General features: G+C 34.9%; 25 protein-coding genes. All 25 read right to left on the reverse strand.

Translation table 11 applies throughout. The features are described from left to right. Window positions 1–82: 82 nt before the first annotated feature. Window positions 83–385: a flagellar hook-basal body complex protein FliE gene (gene fliE, locus TX86_RS11515; RefSeq protein WP_052343646.1), complete on the reverse strand. Its 303-nt coding sequence runs from the start codon at window positions 383–385 to the stop codon at window positions 83–85. Window positions 386–400: 15 nt separating this feature from the next. Next, a complete protein-coding gene (gene flgC / locus TX86_RS11520; protein ID WP_042348926.1) occupies window positions 401–853 on the reverse strand; it encodes a flagellar basal body rod protein FlgC in 453 nt (150 codons plus the stop codon). A gap of 2 nt (window positions 854–855) precedes the next feature. Then, window positions 856–1,251 carry a flagellar basal body rod protein FlgB gene (flgB, locus tag TX86_RS11525; RefSeq protein ID WP_042348927.1) on the reverse strand — a complete coding sequence of 132 codons (396 nt, stop codon included), beginning with the start codon at window positions 1,249–1,251 and terminating at the stop codon, window positions 856–858. A 622-nt stretch (window positions 1,252–1,873) separates the two neighbouring features. Beyond that, complete coding sequence (codY, locus tag TX86_RS11530) at window positions 1,874–2,659, reverse strand: GTP-sensing pleiotropic transcriptional regulator CodY (RefSeq protein ID WP_042348929.1); 786 nt, start codon at window positions 2,657–2,659, stop codon at window positions 1,874–1,876. Window positions 2,660–2,765: 106 nt separating this feature from the next. Next, window positions 2,766–4,175: an ATP-dependent protease ATPase subunit HslU gene (gene hslU, locus TX86_RS11535; protein ID WP_042348931.1), complete on the reverse strand. Its 1,410-nt coding sequence runs from the start codon at window positions 4,173–4,175 to the stop codon at window positions 2,766–2,768. Between the two features lie 18 nt (window positions 4,176–4,193). After that, entirely contained in the window at window positions 4,194–4,736 is a 543-nt protein-coding gene (gene hslV, locus TX86_RS11540) for an ATP-dependent protease subunit HslV (RefSeq protein WP_042348932.1), read from the reverse strand. 24 nt (window positions 4,737–4,760) lie between these two features. Next, entirely contained in the window at window positions 4,761–5,657 is an 897-nt protein-coding gene (gene xerC, locus TX86_RS11545) for a tyrosine recombinase XerC (protein ID WP_042348933.1), read from the reverse strand. 59 nt (window positions 5,658–5,716) lie between these two features. Beyond that, entirely contained in the window at window positions 5,717–7,027 is a 1,311-nt protein-coding gene (gene trmFO, locus TX86_RS11550; RefSeq protein WP_042348934.1) for an FADH(2)-oxidizing methylenetetrahydrofolate--tRNA-(uracil(54)-C(5))-methyltransferase TrmFO, read from the reverse strand. Between the two features lie 222 nt (window positions 7,028–7,249). Then, the gene (gene topA, locus TX86_RS11555) at window positions 7,250–9,325 is read right to left on the reverse strand and encodes a type I DNA topoisomerase (protein WP_042348935.1); all 2,076 of its coding nucleotides are present in this window, start codon (window positions 9,323–9,325) and stop codon (window positions 7,250–7,252) included. Between the two features lie 539 nt (window positions 9,326–9,864). Continuing rightward, window positions 9,865–10,755 (reverse strand): DNA-processing protein DprA, encoded by an 891-nt coding sequence (gene dprA / locus TX86_RS11560; protein ID WP_042348936.1) that lies wholly within the window; start codon window positions 10,753–10,755, stop codon window positions 9,865–9,867. Between the two features lie 88 nt (window positions 10,756–10,843). Next, on the reverse strand, window positions 10,844–11,764 hold the full coding sequence (sucD, locus tag TX86_RS11565; protein ID WP_042348937.1) for a succinate--CoA ligase subunit alpha: 921 nt from the start codon (window positions 11,762–11,764) through the stop codon (window positions 10,844–10,846). 18 nt (window positions 11,765–11,782) lie between these two features. Next, complete coding sequence (gene sucC, locus TX86_RS11570; protein ID WP_042348938.1) at window positions 11,783–12,943, reverse strand: ADP-forming succinate--CoA ligase subunit beta; 1,161 nt, start codon at window positions 12,941–12,943, stop codon at window positions 11,783–11,785. Between the two features lie 766 nt (window positions 12,944–13,709). Then, the gene (locus TX86_RS11575) at window positions 13,710–13,982 is read right to left on the reverse strand and encodes an EscU/YscU/HrcU family type III secretion system export apparatus switch protein (RefSeq protein WP_042348939.1); all 273 of its coding nucleotides are present in this window, start codon (window positions 13,980–13,982) and stop codon (window positions 13,710–13,712) included. After that, window positions 13,979–15,988 carry a TP0910 N-terminal domain-containing protein gene (locus tag TX86_RS11580; RefSeq protein WP_042348940.1) on the reverse strand — a complete coding sequence of 670 codons (2,010 nt, stop codon included), beginning with the start codon at window positions 15,986–15,988 and terminating at the stop codon, window positions 13,979–13,981. The genes TX86_RS11575 and TX86_RS11580 overlap by 4 nt, the downstream gene beginning before the upstream one ends. A 38-nt stretch (window positions 15,989–16,026) precedes the next feature. Beyond that, a complete protein-coding gene (rnhB, locus tag TX86_RS11585) occupies window positions 16,027–16,809 on the reverse strand; it encodes a ribonuclease HII (RefSeq protein WP_042350430.1) in 783 nt (260 codons plus the stop codon). Between the two features lie 69 nt (window positions 16,810–16,878). Beyond that, a complete protein-coding gene (ylqF, locus tag TX86_RS11590) occupies window positions 16,879–17,742 on the reverse strand; it encodes a ribosome biogenesis GTPase YlqF (protein ID WP_042348942.1) in 864 nt (287 codons plus the stop codon). Window positions 17,743–17,756: 14 nt separating this feature from the next. Next, window positions 17,757–18,320, reverse strand: a complete 564-nt coding sequence (gene lepB, locus TX86_RS11595; RefSeq protein WP_042348943.1) for a signal peptidase I — start codon at window positions 18,318–18,320, stop codon at window positions 17,757–17,759. A 238-nt stretch (window positions 18,321–18,558) separates the two neighbouring features. After that, window positions 18,559–18,903, reverse strand: coding sequence for a 50S ribosomal protein L19 (gene rplS / locus TX86_RS11600; protein WP_042348944.1), 345 nt, complete (start codon window positions 18,901–18,903; stop codon window positions 18,559–18,561). Window positions 18,904–19,024: 121 nt separating this feature from the next. Further along, entirely contained in the window at window positions 19,025–19,774 is a 750-nt protein-coding gene (gene trmD, locus TX86_RS11605; RefSeq protein ID WP_042348945.1) for a tRNA (guanosine(37)-N1)-methyltransferase TrmD, read from the reverse strand. Further along, on the reverse strand, window positions 19,774–20,289 hold the full coding sequence (gene rimM / locus TX86_RS11610) for a ribosome maturation factor RimM (RefSeq protein ID WP_042348946.1): 516 nt from the start codon (window positions 20,287–20,289) through the stop codon (window positions 19,774–19,776). The genes trmD and rimM overlap by 1 nt, the downstream gene beginning before the upstream one ends. Before the next feature lie 11 nt (window positions 20,290–20,300). Beyond that, window positions 20,301–20,687 (reverse strand): YlqD family protein, encoded by a 387-nt coding sequence (locus TX86_RS11615; protein WP_042348948.1) that lies wholly within the window; start codon window positions 20,685–20,687, stop codon window positions 20,301–20,303. Between the two features lie 127 nt (window positions 20,688–20,814). Beyond that, a complete protein-coding gene (locus TX86_RS11620; protein WP_042350432.1) occupies window positions 20,815–21,045 on the reverse strand; it encodes a KH domain-containing protein in 231 nt (76 codons plus the stop codon). A gap of 13 nt (window positions 21,046–21,058) precedes the next feature. Next, window positions 21,059–21,331, reverse strand: coding sequence for a 30S ribosomal protein S16 (gene rpsP / locus TX86_RS11625; RefSeq protein ID WP_042348949.1), 273 nt, complete (start codon window positions 21,329–21,331; stop codon window positions 21,059–21,061). Window positions 21,332–21,429: 98 nt separating this feature from the next. Continuing rightward, the gene (gene ffh / locus TX86_RS11630; protein WP_042348951.1) at window positions 21,430–22,770 is read right to left on the reverse strand and encodes a signal recognition particle protein; all 1,341 of its coding nucleotides are present in this window, start codon (window positions 22,768–22,770) and stop codon (window positions 21,430–21,432) included. 12 nt (window positions 22,771–22,782) lie between these two features. Next, window positions 22,783–23,118, reverse strand: a complete 336-nt coding sequence (locus TX86_RS11635) for a putative DNA-binding protein (RefSeq protein ID WP_042348953.1) — start codon at window positions 23,116–23,118, stop codon at window positions 22,783–22,785. Between the last annotated feature and the right edge of the window lie 186 nt (window positions 23,119–23,304).

The raw sequence follows: 23,304 nt of genomic DNA on the forward strand, positions 1-23,304 counted from the left end.
CTTGATCCCCCAACTACTTTGTTTTCTCTCTATGCAATTTAGAACCTGTCAAACATAATCCTAATTAAGGAAGGGATGAATGTTATACTTGCATTCTCATAATTTCTTGATATGCTTCAATTGCTTTGTTTCTTATCTCTAAAGTTGTTGAAAGCATTATGCTAGCTTTTTTCGAAGTGATTAAAACATTATGTAAGTCTACCTGTTCTCCTCTTGCCATCTTCTCTGTTAAAACATCTGATTCTATTTGAGAATCATTCACTTTGTTGATAGATTCTTTTAATAGTGTTGAAAACTGTTCCTGGGCTTCCCCTGGAGTAACTTTACTTCTAGATGACTGATCTATAGATGAAATATTACTAGAATTTATGCCAAACACGTTCATAATTCATTCTCCAATCTATTTTCCTATTTCAAGTGCCTTCATCATCATGCTCTTAGCAGCATTGAACACAGTAACATTTGCTTCGTAAGAACGTGTAGCACTCATATAATCTACTGTTTCTCTCAATGGATCAACATTTGGCATTGCTACATACCCATCATTATTGGCATCAGGATGATCTGGGTCATATACCATTTTAGCTGGTGTTTCATCATTAATAATTTTTGATACTTGAACTCCTTGACCCGTTTGATTACTTTTCCCCATTGCTTTATTCAAAAAATTAGAAAACCCAGAATTTTTCGGTTGTAAAACAACCATCTTCCGTTGATATGGCACCCATTCACCATTTACATACTTTCCTCTAGTTGTATCAACATTAGCCATGTTGGAAGAAATAACATCCATTCTCAATCTTTGAGCCGTCAGAGCCGATGCTGTAGTGTTCATACTATGGAACATCGTCATTCTTATTTACCTCCCTTAATTACATTTTCCAACGACTGAAACTTACCAATTATCCTGTCTGTTAGGGCATTATAGTAAATCGTATTCGTTGCCAAATCACTCATTTCTTTATCAACGTCAACACTATTACCGTTATGGTTATACGCGACATTTTGATTTACATATACACCCGAAGATGATTGATTGCTCAATGTGAGATTAAAATGTCTACGATCTGTACGATTTGCAACAAACGAGTTTTGCTTTTCAGTCTCTAGCATTTTGCTAAAACTAACACTTTTCGCTTTATAATTTGGTGTATCACTGTTCGCAATATTGTCTGAAATGACTTTTTGCTTAGTTGCTGAATAATTCATTGCCTGCTCTAACAAATTTATAGTTCCCGATATTAACGCCACTTTCTCTCCACCTCAATTACATTCATATAAATATGTAAAATATACGTAATCCGTTCTAACCACATTCATCAATTATAAATAAAATCTATATCTATGCAGGATTGCCTATAATCCAAAAAAAAGTTATACATAAAGCAGGAAAAAGTAATTATGTATTTTTACAACTAGTAATTTTATAACAACTATATATTTACTAATTTTGCCACGAAAAAATTGTATCATTTTGTCGCTATATACATAATAATGAATTTTTCGAAAAAACAACGCCTACTATATACCTATTTTATATATTTTTACAAATGTGTTCTTTTTTACAAAAACACTATGTTTATGTTGTAAACACCTTACTTAAGTCTCATTCCTACTATAATCAACTGGTTTTTTGACATTTTTCGCAATTATTGCAAAAAATACAAAAACCAATTATTTTTTGTATACAAATACAATAGGTTTAAAGTCACGAATTTCGGTAAATTTTTTGAACTTTTTCAAAACTATATTTTCATTCACTTCACTCTTTTTTCATAATTCGCATTTTATTAATATTACGGAATAAGAATATTAGCCTATGTTTTTTTCAAAATAAACAAAACCCTACCAAATAACGGTAGGGTTTTGTTTATTAATAATTAATGATTTTTAATTTTTCTAATTCCACTAAGAACTTATCGTTTAATACTTTAATATAAGTTCCTTTCATTCCTAATGAACGAGATTCAATTACGCCAGCACTTTCTAATTTACGTAATGCATTTACGATTACAGAACGTGTAATTCCAACACGATCAGCAATCTTAGATGCTACTAGCAAACCTTCATTACCGTTTAATTCTTCAAAGATATGCTCAATAGCTTCTAATTCGCTATATGATAATGAGCTGATAGCCATTTGTACTACGGCTTTACTACGAGCTTCACCTTCAATTTCTTCTGCTTTTTCACGTAAGATTTCCATTCCTACTACTGTTGCACCATATTCAGCAAGAATTAAATCATCGTCATTGAATTGTTCTTGTAAGCGTGCAAGAATTAATGTACCTAATCTTTCTCCTCCACCGATAATAGGTACAACTGTTGTTAAACCATTCATGAATAAGTCTTTGTTTTCAACAGGGAATGCTGTATATTCACTGTTTACATCTAAGTTAGATGATGTTTCTTGAAGGTTAAATAAGCTGTTTGTGTAATCTTCAGGGAAGCGACGCTCTTCAAACATTTTCTTCATACGCTCGTTTTCAATTTGTTGGCTAATCGAAAAACCTAGTAACTTACCTCTTCTACTTACTACATATACATTTGAATCGATTACTTCACTTAAGCTTTCTGCCATCTCTTTAAAGTTAACTGGCTTCCCAGCCGCTCTTTGAAGCATTGCATTAATTTTTCTAGTTTTTTCAAGTAAATTCATTATTTGTGTTCCTCCTAATAGGTGCTATATTTAGTTTTATGTCGATTTGTTGAAAGTTTACTTCATCACTTGAAAATAACGTATTGTGAACCTTAATTCATTTACTTTATAAAATGAATTGACTTAAATCTTTATTTTTAGATATTGTACCCAGTTTATCTTCAACATATTGTGGTGTAATAAGAATTTTTTCCATCGTTATATCAGGAGCTTCAAATGATAAATCTTCAAGAAGCTTCTCTAATATAGTATGCAATCTTCTGGCTCCAATATTATCTGTATTTTGATTCACATCATACGCTACTTCTGCAATCCTACGAATAGCATCGTCAGAAAATTCTATTTGTATACCTTCAGTTTCTAAAAGAGCTACATATTGTTTCAAAAGGGCATTATCTGGCTCGTGAAGAATTCGCTGGAAGTCTTCTACAGTTAGTTTCTTCAATTCCACACGAATCGGGAATCTGCCTTGTAGTTCCGGAATTAAATCAGATGGCTTTGCCATGTGAAACGCACCTGCTGCAATGAACAATACGTGATCTGTTTTAACAGCTCCGTACTTCGTTACAACTGTCGATCCTTCAACAACAGGTAGAATATCTCGTTGTACACCTTCTCTTGAAACATCCGCAGATGAGCCCCCTGAAGATTTGCTTGCAATTTTATCAATTTCATCGATGAAAATAATACCAGTTTGTTCTGCTCTTTCAACTGCTTCTTGTGTTACTTCATCCATATCAATCAGTTTTGAAGCTTCTTCGTTTGTTAATACTACTCTCGCTTCTGCTACTGTTAATTTACGTTTTTTTCTTTTCTTTGGCATTAAGTTGCTTAATGCATCTTGCATATTCATGCCCATTTGTTCCATGCCTGAGCCTTGCAGCATATCAAACATGGACGGTGGTTGCTCTTCTACTTCTATAGTTACAAACTCATTCTCTAAGTCACCAGCTGCTAATTTAGTTTCAATAGCTGCTCGTTTTTCTTTGATATTTGTTTCTTCAGAAGTCTTCGTTTCAGATTGCTCATCTGAATCATTACCTCCAAAAAACATTTCAAATGGATTTTTCATTTGAGTTGTTTTTTTCTTTGAAGGCACTAATAACTCTACAAGTCGTTTATTTGCATTCGATTCTGCTAATTCTTTTACACTTAGGATTTTTTCTTCTTTTACAATTCGAATAGCCGTCTCTGCTAAGTCCCTAACCATGGATTCCACGTCACGACCAACATATCCTACTTCTGTAAACTTAGTAGCTTCTACCTTTACAAATGGTGCATTAACGAGCTTTGCAATTCGTCGAGCAATCTCCGTTTTCCCAACACCAGTTGGTCCAATCATTAATATATTTTTCGGAACTACTTCATCTCGCAGTTGGTCTTTTAATAAGCTTCTGCGATATCTATTCCTTAATGCTATGGCAACTGCACGTTTTGCATCATTTTGTCCAACTATATATTGATCTAGCTTTTCAACAATCTGTCTAGGGGTTAAATTTGCACGATTTGTTTTCATCCTTGTATCCTCCTTGACTTATAATTCTTCAATTATAATATTAGAGTTTGTAAATACACATATTTCACCGGCAATATTAAGTGCAGCTTCAGCAATTTCACGTGCTGAAAGGTTATCACCTGAATATCTTTTCAAGGCTCTACCTGCACTTAAAGCGTAACTTCCCCCTGAACCAATTGCTAAAATCCCATCGTCAGGTTCAATAACTTCTCCAGTACCAGACACAAGCAATAAATTGTCTTGATCCATAACAATTAACATTGCCTCTAGTTGTCTTAGCATTTTATCGCCTCTCCATTGTTTAGCGAGCTCTACAGCTGCTCGTTGAAGGTTACCGTTGTATTCCTCAAGTTTCCCTTCAAACATTTCGTATAATGTAAAAGCGTCAGCTACTGACCCTGCAAAACCAGCTAGCACTTTCCCTCTAAATAGCCTTCTTACTTTTCTTGCAGTATGTTTCATTACAATTGAATTTCCTAATGTTACTTGCCCATCACCTGACATAGCACACTTTCCTTTATGTTGTACAGCAAATATTGTTGTCGCATGGAAGTTTCCCATAATACTTCTCCTTTCGTAATGAGCTTACGCTCGTGGATGTGAAGATTGATAAACTTTACGAAGTTGCTCTTTTGTAACGTGGGTATATATTTGTGTAGAAGATATATTTGAATGCCCTAATAATTCTTGGACTGATCGTAAATCAGCACCATTGTTTAAAAGATGTGTTGCAAAACTATGACGTAGCATATGCGGGTGCAAACTTCCGTCACTACAAGCATTATTAAACATTCTAGTTAAAATATACCTTACCCCTCTCACAGTTAATGGTTCACCACGGTAGTTCACAAATACACAATCATGTTTAACACCTTTTACTAAATCATTTCTCGCACTACTAATATATGTATGCAAAGCCTGACTAGCATATTTCCCAAAAGGTACATAGCGATCTTTTTTCCCTTTACCATGAACAAGAATGGTTTCTAAGGAAAAATCAACATCTTTTAATTGCAAACCACAGCATTCACTTACGCGAATTCCGGTTGCATATAATAGTTCTACTAAAGCTAAGTCTCTTTTTCCAAGAGATGTATCTGTTTTGACCGATTTAAACAAAGTTTCTAATTCTTCTTCATATAAGAATTGTGGAAGTCTTTGTTCTTTTTTCGGCAAAGATACGAGCGCAAATGGATTTTCTTGAACATATTGTTCTCGCATTAACCATTTATAAAAGCTTCGTAAACAAGATGTTTTACGGGCAATTGACTTCTTTGCTAAATTCTTATCATATAATCTTGTTAAATAAAGGCGTGCATCAAAATATGATACAGTATGTAAGTCTTCTATACTTTGTTCACTTATGAACATGAAAAACTCGTCGATATCCTTATGATAGAATTCGACGGTATAATCCGAATAATTTTTTTCCAATTGTAAGTACTGTAAGAAATTTAATACTATTTGATCTCTGTTTTGCATATATTTACACCTCACAAGAGCTACTAAATCGTAACACACTTTAGTAGCCCTTGCAATTATTATTGCTGATTTGTCACAAAGTTCTGAATAGTTTCTAGTGCTCGTTTAGCGTGCATTTCATTACGTTCTTTCTTACCTCTAATTTTCTCTGGAAGTTCAGGGAACAACCCAAAGTTTGCATTCATAGGTTGAAAGTTTTTCGCATTCGTTGTAGTAATGTATCTTGCCATACTACCAATTGCTGTTTCAGCAGGGAATTCAAGAGGCTCTTGTCCATTAACGAGTCTCGCAGCGTTTATACCTGCAATTAATCCTGACGCAGCAGATTCCACATATCCTTCTACACCTGTCATTTGTCCCGCAAAGAATAAATCAGGGCGTGATTTTAACTGATACGTAGCCTTTAAAACCTTTGGTGAACTAATGAATGTATTACGATGCATTACTCCATAACGAACAATTTCTGCGTTCTCAAGACCTGGAATTAATCGCAACACTTCCTTTTGAGCTCCCCATTTTAAATGCGTTTGGAATCCAACTAGATTATACAAAGTACCTGCAGCATCATCTTGGCGTAGTTGAATTACTGCATATGGTCTCTTACCTGTTTTCGGATCTTCTAATCCAACCGGCTTAAGTGGACCAAATAGCATTGTTTTCTTTCCTCTTGAAGCCATAACTTCAATCGGCATACATCCTTCAAAGAAAATTTCTTTTTCAAATTCTTTTAACGGTACCGTTTCTGCTGAAATCAGTGCCTCATAGAATTTGTTAAATTCTTCTTCATTCATTGGACAGTTTACATATGCCGCTTCACCCTTATCATATCTTGACTTGACATAGACTTTGTCAAAATCAATGCTATCCTTCTCAATAATTGGAGCTGCCGCATCATAAAAGTATAGATGCTCTTCTCCTGTTAATTCTTTTATTTGAGCAGATAATTCAGGTGAAGTTAGTGGACCTGTAGCAATAATTGTTAGGCCTTCAGGAATTTTCGTAACTTCCTCGTTCACAACTGTAACATTTTCATGGTTTTTTAAAGCCTCTGTAATTCTCCCAGCAAATTCATGACGATCAACAGCTAATGCTCCACCCGCTGGTACCGAACTTTCATCTGCTGCTGACATGATAAGCGAGTTTAAGTGTCTCATCTCTTCTTTCAATACTCCAACAGCGTTAGTAAGCGTATTTGCTCTCAATGAATTACTGCAGACTAATTCAGCAAATTGATTAGTGTGATGAGCTGGTGTCATCTTTACTGGTCTCATTTCATAAAGCTTTACTTTTACACCTCTATTGGCAAGCTGCCAGGCTGCTTCACTTCCAGCTAGACCTGCACCAATTACATTTACAGTTATGTTTGTCATATTAAAACCTCCAAATGAAGAAATATATTTGATGATCATTATATTCTTCGCAAATAATATTAATAAAAAAACTCAGCATCGCTAAGTTTTTTTCACAAATCTATTTCTATCAAGAAAAAGCCTTAACCAGATGCAATTATATCTTTTTTGTTCGCTATTTGTCCATAGACATTTCACAAAAATTTGTATTTTAAAACAGGAAAAAAGTAGGCGATTTTCCACCTACTTTTGTTGACTCTCCTTATAATCGCATTCAGTACATTGTACTTGTATGCCTTTCTTGAGTTTCTTCTCAACAAGTAGTTTATTACATTTAGGACATTTTCTTGCTAGTGGTTTGTCCCAAGAAATGAAATCACACTCTGGATATAAGTTACATCCATAAAAGATTCTTTTTTTCTTACTTTTTCTTTCTATTATAGAACCCTTTTCACATTTCGGACAAGGTACACCGATTTCCTTGACGATTGCTTTTGTGTTGCGACACTCTGGAAAATTACTACAAGCCATAAATTTCCCATAGCGACCCATCTTATAAACCATTGGTGCTCCACATTCTTCACAATCTTCACCTGCTGGTTCATCTTTGATTTCTACTTTCTCCATTTCCTCTTCTGCTTTTCGCAAATGAACTTCGAAATCCTCGTAGAAATCATCAATAACCTTACGCCATGGAGTTTCCCCATCTTCAATATTGTCGAATTCTTCTTCCATTTTTGCTGTAAATTCCACATCAATGATATCTGGAAAGAATTCCATCATGGATTCAAATACAATTTCACCGAGCTCTGTCGGAACAAATCGCTTATTATCTAGTGTTACATAGCCACGTTTTTGAATGGTATCTAACGTTGGCGCAAATGTAGATGGTCTACCAATTCCCAACTCTTCAAGCGTCTTAACAAGCCTAGCTTCCGTATAACGTGGTGGTGGCTGTGTAAAATGCTGACTAGGCTCTAGATCTTTCGAGAATACAATATCTCCTTCAACAAACTCTGGAAGAATATTATCTTTCTCTTCTATTTGATCGTCTGTACCTTCTACATACACCTTCATAAATCCTGGGAATTTCACTTTCGATCCATTTGCTCGGAACATTACTTGATTATTTTCTAGATTTACACTCATCGTATCTAATACCGCTGGGGCCATTTGGCTAGATACGAATCGTTCCCAAATCAACTTATATAATCGGAATTGATCTCTCGATAAAAACTCTTTCACCGAAGCTGGATCTTTATACGTACTCGTTGGGCGAACTGCTTCGTGCGCATCCTGTGTTTTTCCTTGTTTTTTTTCTTTTCTTTTCTCTGAAAGAATAAATTCTTTCCCGTAATGAGATTGTATATACTCAGCGCATTCACTTACAGCAATATCAGATATTCTAGTTGAATCAGTACGCATATATGTAATTAATCCAACCGTTCCCTCACTACCTAAATCAATTCCTTCATATAATTGTTGTGCTAGCATCATCGTTTTCTTCGCTCGGAAATTAAGTTTACGAGCCGCTTCTTGTTGAAGAGAAGATGTTGTAAATGGTAGAGCAGCATTTCTTTTTCTTTCTTTTTTCGTTACCCCGGTAACCTTAAATTCATTACCTTGAAGAGTAGAAAGAATATTTTGTACATCTTCTTCAGCTTTTAGAGACACTTTTTCTCCATTAACACTGAAAAAGCTACCTTCAAAAACGTCATTACCTTTTACGAACTCACTACTAATCGTCCAATACTCTTCCGGAATAAATTTCTGAATTTCTCTCTCTCGCTCAATTACAAGTCTTACAGCAACCGATTGTACACGACCTGCACTTAAACCTTTTTTTACTTTTTTCCATAAAATCGGACTAATATTGTAGCCTACAAGACGATCTAATATGCGACGAGCTTGCTGAGCGTCTACTAAATCCATGTTGACTGGTCTTGGATGTTTAAATGATTCTTTAATCGCATCTTTTGTAATTTCATTAAAGACTACTCGACAATCGGAAGTTGTATCTAAATCTAATGAATTAGCAAGATGCCAAGCAATTGCTTCCCCTTCTCTGTCGGGGTCAGCTGCGAGATAGATTTTTTTAGCTTTTTTCGCAGCTGTTTTTAATTCTTTTAAAACAGGACCTTTTCCGCGAATTGTAATGTATTTTGGTTCATAATTATGCTCTATATCAACGCCCATTTGGCTTTTTGGTAAATCTCTAACATGGCCCATTGACGCCTTTACTTTATATTTTTTACCAAGGTACTTTTCAATCGTTTTAGCCTTAGCTGGTGACTCTACAATGACAAGATAATCTGACATGCAAAATCCTCCTTAAGAGGTTATTTAAATCTTCATTATTATTAATCATAAAAATTCGATTTGTCAATCTTAATATTTTCAACTTCTAATGCTTGCTAGAGCAATATACAATTAAATGCTTTCTCCATAACTTCTTTATCGTATAAAATACCCGACAAATTATGAAAGCGCATACGTATTATAAAACATATTCATTATGATACATAAAATATACTTAGTGAATAATAAAATAGACAAATGAAAAACATGTATGAAGCTCAATTTATAATATATCTAAAGATATTTCAAGCTATTTCGAAATTTTTCTTGTATATTTCTTACATTTTTCATATTTCCATTAAAAAATTTGCATTTTTTTCTTTACTTCACACAACTTTTTATTTTACTTCACTATCCTTATATATTCCATACAAAATTCCCTTATATAATTAAAATTCTAAGAAAATTCATTTTTATCAATCTACCCCTCAAATTTCCAGTGATAGTTCCCATGAAAACGAATGACATTCCTTTACATTTAGTAGAAATGCTCTCACTAATCAATGTTTCATCTTATACGGTAATTCATTAATGATATCTGCATCGGTCAATACAAGCTTTGCTCCCTCTTGAATGAGCTTATTCGTACCTATAGACAACTTGCTGTTAATATTTCCTGGTAATGCAAATACTTCTCTTCCTTGTTCTAAAGCTTGTGATGCAGTTATTAATGAGCCACTTCTTTCTTTTGCTTCTATTATAAATACACCATCACTTAATCCGCTAATAATTCTATTCCTAAGTGGAAACATCCATGGCTCGCTTTTCTGCATAGGAGGTGTTTCCGTGAGTACTAATTGTTCTTTCATCATTTTCATCGCTAAAGAAGTATTTCCTCTTGGATAGATATGATATAAGCCTCCACCTAATACGGCAATAGTATTCCCTTTTGATTGAATAGCTGATTGATGCGCACCTGTATCAATACCACTTGCTAGACCACTTACAATAACATACCCCGCATTAATAAGTCTAGGAATAATGGAAATCATCGCATCTAATCCATACTGAGATGGCTTTCTCGCACCTACAATAGCTAGTATTCTCTCTTGATATAAAAGGTTTCTATTTCCCTTCATATATAAGACCCATGGAGGATTATATATATGCTTTAAACGTTCTGGATAGTCATCATTAAAAATTGTTAAGATAATAATAGAATTCGAATGATATTCTTTGATTTTTTTGTCAATGGAGATGGTATGGAGATCTTCATAGAAAAGAGTTAATTGATGGAAAGAGAGCTTTGGGAGAATAACTTGCCAGTCATGGATACTTCTAGTGAATATCGTGTGTAGCTGTCTATCAATTTGTAAAATTTGTTTAATAGATTTCCAACCAATGCCTCGACAATGATGTAATAATATTAATCTTTTTTCACACTCTTGCAACGATACTCCTCCTCTAAAAAATATAGAAAAGACACCTCCTTTCTAGTAGGAGGTGACTTTTTCAACCCATTTAAGACAATATATTAAATTAAAGAACTGAAGAAGCTTCATGAGTTTTACATTTATCAAATAAACCTTTTTCTTTCAGAACAGTGATCAATGTTTCACCCATTACAGAAGGTGTTTCAGCTACTGCAATACCGCATTCATTCATAACACGGATTTTCTCATCAGCAGTTCCTTTTCCGCCAGAAATGATAGCGCCAGCATGACCCATACGCTTACCTGGAGGTGCTGTACGTCCACCGATAAAACCAACAACCGGCTTCGTCATATTTGCTTTCACCCATTCCGCAGCTTCCTCTTCTGCTGTTCCACCGATTTCACCAATCATAATAACAGCATATGTTTCAGGATCTTCGTTAAATGCCTTTAAGCAATCAATAAAGTCCGTGCCATTAACAGGGTCTCCACCAATACCAACTGCTGTTGTTTGCCCTAAGCCAGCTTGTGTTAATTGATGAACCGCTTCATATGTTAATGTACCTGAACGAGATACGACGCCAATATGGCCTTTTGTATGAATGTATCCTGGCATGATACCAATTTTACATTCACCTGGAGTAATTACACCAGGACAGTTAGGACCTACTAAACGTGTTTTCTTACCTTCCATATAACGTTTCACTTTTACCATATCAAGAACTGGAATATGTTCTGTAATACAGATGGCTAAATCTAGCTCAGCATCTACTGCTTCTAAAATCGCATCTGCCGCAAAAGGTGCTGGTACATAAATAACGGATGCATTAGCACCTGTGGCTGCCACTGCTTCACTTACTGTATTAAATACTGGTACTCCCTCTACTACCTGACCACCTTTGCCTGGGCTTGTTCCCCCTACAATTTTCGTACCATATTCAAGCATTTGTTTTGTATGGAAAAGTGCTGTAGCTCCTGTAATACCTTGTACAATTACTTTTGTATCTTTATTAATAAATACACTCATTTTGAACCCCCCTAACTATTAACCTACTAATGAAACGATTTTTTGTGCGCCGTCAGCCATTGATTCAGCTGGTGTAATGTCGATACCAGAATTTTTCAATATTTCTTTACCCAATTCAACATTAGTTCCTTCAAGACGAACAACTAATGGCACAGAAAGACCTACTTGTTTTGCTGCTTCTACTACACCTTCAGCGATTACATCACACTTCATAATTCCACCAAAAATATTTACAAAAATACCTTTTACTTTAGAATCAGACAAAATGATTTTGAAAGCTTCCGTTACTTTCTCAGCAGTCGCACCGCCCCCAACATCTAGGAAGTTTGCTGGGTCGCCATTATAATGCTTAATAATATCCATAGTTGCCATAGCTAATCCTGCACCGTTTACCATGCAACCGATATTGCCATCTAACGCAATATAGCTCAAATCATATTTAGATGCTTCGATTTCTTTAGCATCTTCTTCTTCTAAATCACGATATTCTACAATGTCTTTATTACGATATAAAGCATTTGAATCAAAGTTTAACTTCGCATCAAGTGCCATTACTTTGCCATCACCTGTTACTACTAATGGATTAATTTCTGCAATAGAACAGTCTTTCTCAATAAATGCAGTATAAAGACCCGTCATAAACTTAACAGCTTGACCAATAAGTTCATTCGGAATATTAATATTAAATGCAATTCTTCTTGCTTGGTAGCCAGTTAATCCTACAACTGGATCAATTACTTCCTTGAAAATTTTCTCAGGCGTTTTTGCTGCTACTTCTTCAATTTCTGTTCCGCCTTCCTCAGAAGCCATTAGAACCACTCGAGAAGTTGCACGATCTAAAACTAAACCTACATAATATTCTTTCTTGATGTCGCAACCTTCTTCAATTAGCAAACGTTTAACTTCTTTACCTTCAGGACCTGTTTGATGTGTTACGAGTGTTTTGCCTAAAATCTCATCGGCATATGTACGAACTTCATCAAGATTTTTTGCCACTTTAACACCGCCAGCTTTTCCTCTTCCTCCAGCGTGTATTTGAGCTTTAACAACACAGATTTGTGTTCCTAGCTCTTTTGCCGCTTCAACAGCTTCTTCCACAGAAAATGCTACTTTACCATTTGGTACAGCAACACCATATTTTCTGAGGACCTCTTTTCCTTGATACTCGTGGATATTCATGTCCCATCCTCCTAATTAACACTCACAATTTTTGAAATATTGCGTCATTTAAAACTAAATTGTTTCAAATTCAATCATCAATAAAAAATAGATTGCGCTTTCATTGTATAAAAAGTGTCAAAACTTGTCTAGCAAATCTTCTAAAAAACTCCAAAAAAATATTATCAAAATATAAAAATTAATACACAAAATTGTGTATTAACACAGCTACAACAGCTATAAATTCATCATTTAACCCCATCTAGCAATCATTACAACCTGAACTTCCTATCAAATTATATTACTTGTTTCATGCACTATAATAACTGGATTATCCAACAATATTCTGCTAAGAACTAAACTTATTTTCCTGCATTTTATAAAAAATAGTAAGTCCATTAAATCACTACAATTTTTTTCTATAATATTACGCTACTTTTTTCACAATAAATAATGATATTCTAATATAATATCATTATTTATTAACTAGCCAAATTTTTACATAAAATCCTAAAGAAATAACCATTTAGCAAAACTAGATTTTATAAACTTCAATACGTGTTTTTTCTGCTTTATACTATTTTTTTCTCCTTCGCAATATTATCGTGATTGTTTTATCAAAAAAACTTTATATCTAATAATTTTTTTATTACAAAAAATTATTACGAGTATTGAGTAAGCTTGAATACTATTAAAGAAAAAATGATTGCGCTTACATTTTTATATTAAAAAAACTCAATATCACTTTTTCATTGTGAAATTAAATTTTTTTATCAAAAATGAATACTTACTTTTTACCTACTTCTCGGTCCACTTGATAAATAAATGCAAATACTTCAGCTACCGCTTCATATAACTCAGCTGGTATTGATTCATTTATATTCAGCTTGCCTAACAACTCTGTAAGAGAAGGATCTTCCTGAATGGGAATATCATTAGCTTTAGCAGCTTCAAGGATGTTTTCTGCAATTTTGCCTTTTCCTTTTCCAATTACTTTTGGAGCAGCATCCTTCTCTTGGTCATATTTAAGAGCTATTGCCTCTTTTCTTCGTTCTATCATATTTTTATATCCACCCCACTGTACGGTGATGTATCATAGACAGCACTCTCCCTTTTTATTTGTAAAGCTGGATGATTCATTGAGTTTGGCTGCTCAAATAATATAGAAGAAATTTTAAATCCAATCGCTTCCAATCGCTCTTTTACTTGTTGCATTAATGACTTAGCAATATTTTGCAATATATTAGCTCTTTCATTTATAACCGAAATTTTCATCACTTTGTTTTGTACTACAAGATCAATAATCGTTTCATCAATATTTTCTAGCTGCAAATAAAATAAAACGCGACAAAAAGCAGGATCGATTACACCATCTTTTTTCTTTCTGCCACTCCATTGCATTGTTACTTCTGCTTGAAATTGATGAAATGTAATAGGAAACTGAGTAATAATATGCTGAATCGGACCTGAGGCCTGTGATAAAATTTGTTGTGCTGAAATTTTATTCAACAACTGCTCGGCGTGGTCTTTTACATTCATAGACTGAGTTTCATTTATGATTTTTAAAAGTAATGGTTTTAAAGAAAGCAATTCACTCTCCTTAATAGTCGTCGATTGATCCAAATTTGCTAAATGATGTTCAAAGCCAACACCAAGCATACGAAGGGCACTTTTCATCTCACTAGCAAAAATGGATGATTTAGAGGCACTCAAAGCTGTTACTTCTTCTTGAATGAGTGTTTGAAGAAGTTGTTTATCATAGCTATCATATTTAATAATAGATTCTTGCCTGCCCTCTACCGCTTGTAATAATTGATTCGCAATATACTGTCTTGCTTGGTCTAGATTATTTGTAGCTGAATTTAACGTTTTACCCGCTTTTGCAAACAATTGTAATAACTCATGTGAACGTACAATATTTTGATCAGTTCTCATAATATATGACAATAGATGTTTTGCTATTTTCATATATGAATTTTGTCCTAGTGTACTTATGTTCTCAACAACAGGTTTTCTTTGCTCAGCATTCGTTTTCGGTTGATTTTGTAAATCATTAATTGTACTACGATTGGGTATACTTACTTTTAGTTCTTGTTGTATCTGTTTCCAAACGCCACTTTCTTTATTATTGTCAGATAACTCTAAAATTTTATTTTTTACTAATTGTTGAAAGGATTCCTGTATGGGTTTTACTACATTAGCATCAGTTGTTGTTTGCATCTTTACCAATAAATCAACAGCATTTCTTATCGATGGATCCTGCACAATAGTATTATTTTCATTTAACAAACGTAAACTTTGGTTCAATACATCGGAGGGTCTAGTTTGCTTTGAAAACAACCCTATTTCTTGTAAAAGTCTAAACATACTATCTTTAACATTCCCCCCTGATGAAAGCCAAGTGGAGAGCATCTTATGCAGTACTTTTTCGGCTGCTTTATCTACATTTGATAAAAGTAACTGTGACAACACGGCCTTTAATGACACCTCTGTTTTACTTTCACCATTCATTACTGATTGTGATAGTGACGAGAACAACGTGCTTAAGGGGACCTTATTTTCAAAAGCAGCAATCGCTTTAAACACATCATGAGAAAATGGAAGCGAAAGATCTCGCATAATTTTCATGATATGTAAGCTTTTTGATACTTCTCCATTTGATTGAACCCATTGCAATGCTTGAGTGAAGTTCTCTTTCGTTAATGGTAATTCATTTTTCAAAAAAAATTGCGCTAAAGTAATACTTTCTTTCGTTTGAGTTAAAGAAAAATGCTGCAATAATTGCATGGCTAATTCCTTTACACTTTGATTTGTTCCATTTGAAGGAACTACCTTTAAGGAAGTAACTTCTCCCCCATTTTGCACTTGAAATAAATATCTTTCACCCACAGTAATTGGCGCATCAATTACTGCGGTTATTTTGGTTTGTCCAATATTTATTTCAGCTGTGTTATTTCCATGTATTTTTACGACTTTACCCGTAATCATTTGACCATCTTTTAATGCATTCGTAGCTGAAGCTGTTTGCTGTGGTATTAAGTTTTGAACAATACTTGTTGATTGCATAAGCAACACATCCTTTCAACTACTTTGAAATAAATTGTTTAATTCTTCGAATGAATAACTTCTTTTACTGGTGCAAAGCTTCTACGATGCAAAGGAGTTGGCCCACATTGACGCAAAGCCTCTAGGTGCTCCTTCGTCCCATATCCCATATTATTCTTAAAGCCAAACTGTGGATATAATACATCATATTCATTCATTAAGCGATCTCGAGTCACTTTCGCAATAATCGAGGCTGCAGAAATGGATACACTTCTTGCATCACCCTTAATAATAGATTCCTGCGGTAATGAAACCGGCAATTTCATGGCATCTATTAACAGATAATCAGCCCTTACTTCTAAGCTCTCAATCGCTGCTTCCATTGCTTTCTTCGTTGCTTCATAAATATTTATTTTATCTATTACATCATGTTCCATAATTCCAATCCCAACAGCTATTGCATTTTGCATGATTTGGTCAAAAAATAGATTACGCTTTGTTTCATTTATTTTCTTCGAATCATCTAATCCAAGGAGTTTGTAATCTTTCGGAAGAATGACAGCTGCTGCCACTACTGGACCAGCTAATGGGCCTCTACCAACTTCATCTACTCCAGCTACAAATTGATAGCCTTTATTGTATACATTTCGCTCAAATTCCGTCATTAAGTCCCATTTGCTTTCTAACTTTTCCTGCTGAGCATACGCTCTCTTCCACTTATTTACTGCATTTATTACACCTTTACGATTATCTTGACTACATAATAGTAGAAATGGATCATTAGGATTATCGATCGTTTGCAATACTTCTGTAATTTCTTTAATACTTTTTTGTTTTGTCATCTTTTCCACACTTTCCATCAATTCATTTATCGGCTTTTGTAAAAAAAAATAAAGCCCCTGAATAGGAGCTTAAGCAAAATCTTCTTCTTTTGGCGGAAGTTCAAATGTTAATCTTCCCAAACGTTCAGCTCGAAGATCACGAATGACTAATTCGGCTGTTTTATCGTAATCAATCATACCTCGACTCGCCAGTACACGACGGTTCGTACCAATTGCATCAAATAACTCTACCACATCTTCCGGAATTTCAGTAAGCTGATAGCGTTCTTTTAGCATACTTGGATATTCCGCTTCTAAAAAACGTAAAGCATAAATCGCTAGTTCTTGTTGATTTAATAATGTATCCTTAATAGCACCTGTCACAGCCAAACGCTTCCCTACTTCTTGGTCTTCAAACTTCGGCCATAGAATTCCTGGTGTATCTAATAATTCTAATTCTTTTCCCACCTTAATCCATTGCTGCGCCTTTGTTACACCTGGTGTATTACCTGTCTTAGCAATATTTTTCTTCGCTAGACGATTGATAAATGTCGATTTACCAACGTTCGGGATTCCAACTATCATAGCTCGAATAGCTCTTGGCTTAACGCCCTTTGCTCTTAAACGGTCTAATTTCTCTTTTAATAACTCTTTAGATACTGTTGTAATTTGCGATAAACCATTTCCAGCTTGTGAGTTAATTGCAAGTGCCGTTAACCCTTTAGACGAAAAATACTCTAACCATTGTTTCGTCTTTTGTGGATCTGCCATATCTGCTTTATTTAATAATATCAACCTTGGTTTATGTTGAATGATTTCATCAATCATCGGATTACGTGAAGATAGTGGTAGTCTTGCATCCACTAATTCATATATGATGTCGATTAGCTTTAGCTTTTCTGTTACTTCTCGTCTCGCTTTGGCCATATGGCCTGGAAACCATTGAATTGTCACTGGTATCCACCTTTCTATTTTACAATTCTTATATCTTTTATTGGCCAATAAACCATACTTGTTTTTCCTATAACATCATCCAGAGATACGAATCCAATCTGTCTAGAATCCTTCGAGTATCTTCTGTTATCACCCATTACAAATAAGTGACCTTCTGGTACGGTTTCTTCTCCCCAAGGTAGTTCACTTAATGTGAATGATTCGGTTAATGGCCCATCAATTTCTTCATCTCTTTGTTTCTTATATTCATCTAAATAAGGCTCTTCATAAGCTTTTCCATTTACATATAAAGTGTCATCTTTATACTCTATTCTATCCCCTGGAAGACCGATTACTCTTTTAATATAATCTTTTTTCTCAGGTGCATGGAAAACAATAATATCAAATCGTTCTGGTTCTCCAATCGTATAGCCAATTTTGTTTACAATCATACGGTCTTGATTATGTAAAGTTGGCATCATCGATTGACCATCAACCACAATAGGTGCTAAAAGGAAATAGCGTATGACAGCAGCAAGCAGTACGGCAATTATTAATGCTTTTAGCCATTCCCAAACTTCATTCTTTTTCTTTGTCATTTGTTCCTCACCAACTCCAAAAAGGTATTAAATCTCAATTTTGACTATACTTGTACCATTCATTATAACAAATAAACGGCATTCTTGAATATAAAACCATGTATATGTAACTATTTTAACGATTAGACTTACCCTAATTAAAGCTCTATAAATGTTAAAAAAGAGCTTGTTAAACAAGCTCTTTTCTTAACACAAGTTAATTTCCATCTAGACGGCCTAAGCTGCTAGTTTAGGAAAATTAGCGAATCTCTTTAATACGAGCCGCTTTACCACGAAGACTACGTAGGTAGTAAAGTTTCGCACGACGTACTTTACCGCGACGAATCACTTCAAGGTTTGCAATTTTTGGTGTGTGTACAGGGAATGTACGCTCAACGCCTACACCGTAAGAAATCTTACGTACTGTGAAAGTTTCGCTGATTCCACCACCACGACGTTTGATTACAACGCCTTCAAAGATCTGAATACGTTCACGAGTTCCCTCTACTACCTTAACGTGTACACGTACAGTGTCACCAGGGCGGAAAGATGGAAGATCAGAACGTAATTGTTCTTTAGTAATGTCATGAATTAATTGTTGCATGTTTTTTCTCTCCTTATACGGACGCTCTTGCAAGTCTATTTGCCTACAGCGGAACATCGTTATCTGTAATTTGAAGATTTATTCCCCAAATCACAAAAATTATCTTATCATATTACCGTTACTATTGCAATAGCTCATTCTCTTTTTTAATTTCTTCCAGCCATTTTTCTTCTTGCTTTGTTAATTCAATATGGTCTAGTAAGTCTGGTCTGCGAGTCCATGTTCTTCTTAAGCTTTCTTTCATACGCCATTCTTCGATGAGTTTATGATTACCTGACATTAATGTATCCGGTACCTTATACCCTTTATAATCGTAAGGACGAGTATAATGAGGATGCTCAAGCAAACCAGAAGAATAAGAATCCTTAACAGGCGAGTCTTCATTGCCTAATACACCTGGTAATAGCCTTACAACGCTATCAATCACAACCATAGCGCCTAATTCTCCACCTGTTAACACATAGTCTCCTAATGAAATTTCATCCGTCACAACATGCTCTCTTATTCTTTCATCGTAACCTTCATAATGACCACACACAAAAATTAAATGCTCTTCCTTTGCAAGCTCTTCCGCTTTCTTTTGTGTATACCTCTCACCTTGAGGACATAACAAAATAACTCGTTGTTTCTTTGATTTATTCTCATTTCTTAAATGTTCAACAGCATCAAAGATAGGCTGTGCCTTCAAAACCATTCCTGCGCCGCCACCATAAGGATAATCATCTACTGTGTTATGCTTATTGTTTGAGAAGTCTCGGAAGTTAACAACATTATAAGATGCTGCACCTTTTTCTTCTGCTTTTTTTAAGATAGAAGATCCAAAGACCCCAGTGAACATTTCAGGAAACAGTGATAATACATCAATTTTCATTATAATAACCCTTCCATTGGTTCAATAATGATTGTCTTATTTGGGATATTAATTTCTTTTACAATCTCTTCTATGTAAGGAATTAATATATCCTTACCTTTCTTCGCTTGAATAACCCATACATCATTTGCACCAGGTGTTAATATTTCACGAATCGTTCCAAGCTCCTCATCAGCAGTCGTTAATACCTTGCAGCCGATAATTTCATGGAAATAGTACTCGTCTTCATCTAATGCTTCTAAATACGACTCTGGAACCTTTAATAAGCCTTCCTTAAAGCCTACTACATCATTTACATTCTGATAGCCTTCAAATGTTAGCAAATCAAAATTTTTATGCTTTCTGTGCGATGTGATTTTTAATTCAATTGGCGTCTCTTGATTATTTTGAAATAAAAATAATGAATTTCCTACTTTATATCGTTCATCTGCAAAATCCGTACGAGAAATGACACGAACTTCACCTCTAATACCATGAGTATTAACGATTTTCCCAACATTAAACCACTTTTCCACTTTTTACACCTCTAACGAATTTCAGTTACTTTTCCATCAGTAACGACAATTGTTTTTGTTTTCATTAACTCGTCCCAATCAGTTCCGATTTCAACATCTATAATAGCTTGAACGTCTCGCTCCTTTAATTCACTTCCAATTGGTAGTATATCAAGCTGTTCCATTTGAAAGTCAAGAAGTTTGATTTTTTCCGAACGATTTGATATTTCTTTTTCAAAATGCTTTTTTAAAGTCGTCGGCTGAAATTTTTTTGTTTTCTCAAGCTTTTTCATTTCGAATTTCAATTGGTCAATTTCCTTTTGTAATTGACTATATTGCTTTTTATATTTTTCAAGGAGTTGATTCTTGCTGGTAACAGTTAAAACTTGATTCACAGTTATTGTTTGCAGAATCTTCATTGCAACCCCTCCCAGTTTATTTTTCAACTAATTTCTTGATTATGTATAAATTTCTTCACATTTTACAAAATGTTCATATATACCGTTCTTATTTTATCATACCAAAAAAGGAGGGGTTTTAGCCCTCCTATTCGGAAATCTCTAGATAGATTTTCTTTTGCTGTGATGATCCTGCTGCATATATTACAGTTCGAATCGCCTTAGCTACACGCCCTTGCTTACCGATTACTTTACCCATATCTTCTTTATGAACAGATAAGTAAAATGTAATGCGGTTATCATCTTCTTCTGATTTAATTACAACAGCTTCTGGATGATCAACAAGAGACGTTACAATTGTTTCGATGAGTTCTTTCATCATCGTTTGCTAATTACTTAGCGTTTTTTGCATTGTGGAATTTTTCCATAATGCCTTGTTTAGAAAGTAAGTTACGAACTGTATCAGATGGTTTTGCACCGTCTTGTAACCATTTAAGAGCAAGCTCTTCGTTGATTTCAACCTTAGCTGGTTGAGCAACTGGATTGTAAGTTCCTACGATTTCAATGTAACGTCCATCACGTGGTGAACGAGAATCTGCTACAACAATACGATAGAAAGGAGATTTTTTTGCTCCCATACGTTTTAAACGAATTTTAACTGCCATTTTATAAAGCACCTCTTCCGATTAGTTTCAACAAGATAATATATTATCAAAGTTATTTATAGTTTGTAAAGGTTTTTTTCTTAACAGTGTTAAAAACCTTACATAAAAGGGAGTTTAAAGCCTTTTTTCTTCCCTTTTTGCATGTTTGTCATTTGTTTCATCATTTTTTTCATTTCATCAAATTGCTTCAATAAACGGTTAACTTCTTGAATTGAAGTTCCGCTTCCTTTAGCAATACGTTTCCTACGGCCAGCGTTTAGGATCTCTGGATTCGACTTTTCTTTAGCTGTCATTGAGCGAATGATGGCTTCAACATGTCCAATTTGTTTTTCATCAATAGACAAATTGTCTAAGCCTTTCATTTTGTTAGCTCCAGGAAGCATTTTCAAAAGGTCATCGAGCGGTCCCATATTACGAACTTGCCCTAGTTGCTCTAGAAAATCATCAAATGTAAATGTTTGAGTACGAAGTTTTTGTTCTAACTCTTTTGCTTTTGCTTCATCGACATTCGCTTGTGCTTTTTCGATTAGAGTTAGTACATCACCCATACCAAGAATTCTTGACGCCATACGTTCAGGATGGAAAACTTCAAGCGCATCTAATTTCTCGCCAAGACCAACAAACTTAATTGGAGTGTTAGTCACAGAACGAATGGATAACGCTGCCCCACCTCTTGTATCACCATCAAGCTTTGTTAATACAACGCCAGTAAGGCCTAGTTGCTCATTAAAGCTACCAGCAACGTCTACAGCACTTTGACCAGTCATACTATCAACAACTAAGAAGATTTCATCAGGCTTTGCTACTTCTTTCACATCTTTCAGCTCAGTCATTAACTCTTCATCGATATGAAGACGACCTGCTGTATCGATTAGAACGTAATCAAGATGTTCTTCCTTCGCTTTTTCAATAGCTTGCTTAGCAATTTCAACCGGACTTACCTGATCTCCTAGTGAGAATACAGGCATATCTAGCTGTTTACCTAGCGTTTCTAACTGTTTAATGGCTGCTGGACGATATATATCGGCAGCTACAAGTAACGGCTTACGGTTATATTTTTTTCTTAAAAGGTTTGCAAGCTTACCTGTTGTGGTTGTTTTACCAGCCCCTTGAAGACCTACCATTAAAATGACAGTTGGGGGACGATTTGCAACCGCAATTTTGCTTTGCTCACCACCCATTAAGTCTGTTAATTCTTCTTTAACAACCTTAATGACCTGTTGACCAGGGGTTAAGCTTTTGAGAACTTCTTGACCTACTGCGCGCTCACTTACGCGCTTAACGAATTCTCGAACAACTTTGAAGTTAACATCCGCTTCTAAAAGAGCAAGCTTTACTTCACGCATCATCTCTTTTACATCTGCTTCATTAACTTTTCCCTTGCCACGAATTTTCTGTATTGTACCTTGCAGTCGGTCGGCTAATCCTTCAAATGCCATACATGCCGCCTCCTAATCTAATTTCTCAAGCTCTGCTATTATATCAAGCATTTTTATTGTGTCAAATGAAGATGTATTTACGTCTTCTTTCAGCTCATCAATTAGAGTACTTCGCTTTTGAAACTTTTCAAATAGTAACAGCTTTGCTTCATATTCCTCAAGCATCGCTTCTGTTCTTTTGATATTGTCGTATACTGCTTGACGACTCACATGATATTCTTCGGCTATTTCACCAAGGGAGAAATCATCTAAGTAATATAGCGCCATGTAGCTTTGTTGTTTCTCAGTTAGCAACGATTGATAAAAATCGTATAGATAGTTCATTCTCGTTGTTTTTTCAAGCGACATGTCACTACCCCCCTCTTGTTAAGTAAAACACCTTTACAAACCATAGTTTACCGTGTACACACCTAGATGTCAAGAGAATATCTTGACATCTAGAAAAAAACAACACAGCTTAGTTTACTTGAAGAATCTGTATACCAATTACTAAACGATAATGCAGCTAATTCAACGATTACACCTCTCAACTAC

This window comes from Bacillus massiliigorillae (genome assembly GCF_000380245.2).
Classification (GTDB): Bacteria; Bacillota; Bacilli; order Bacillales; family DSM-1321; genus Bacillus_AD; species Bacillus_AD massiliigorillae.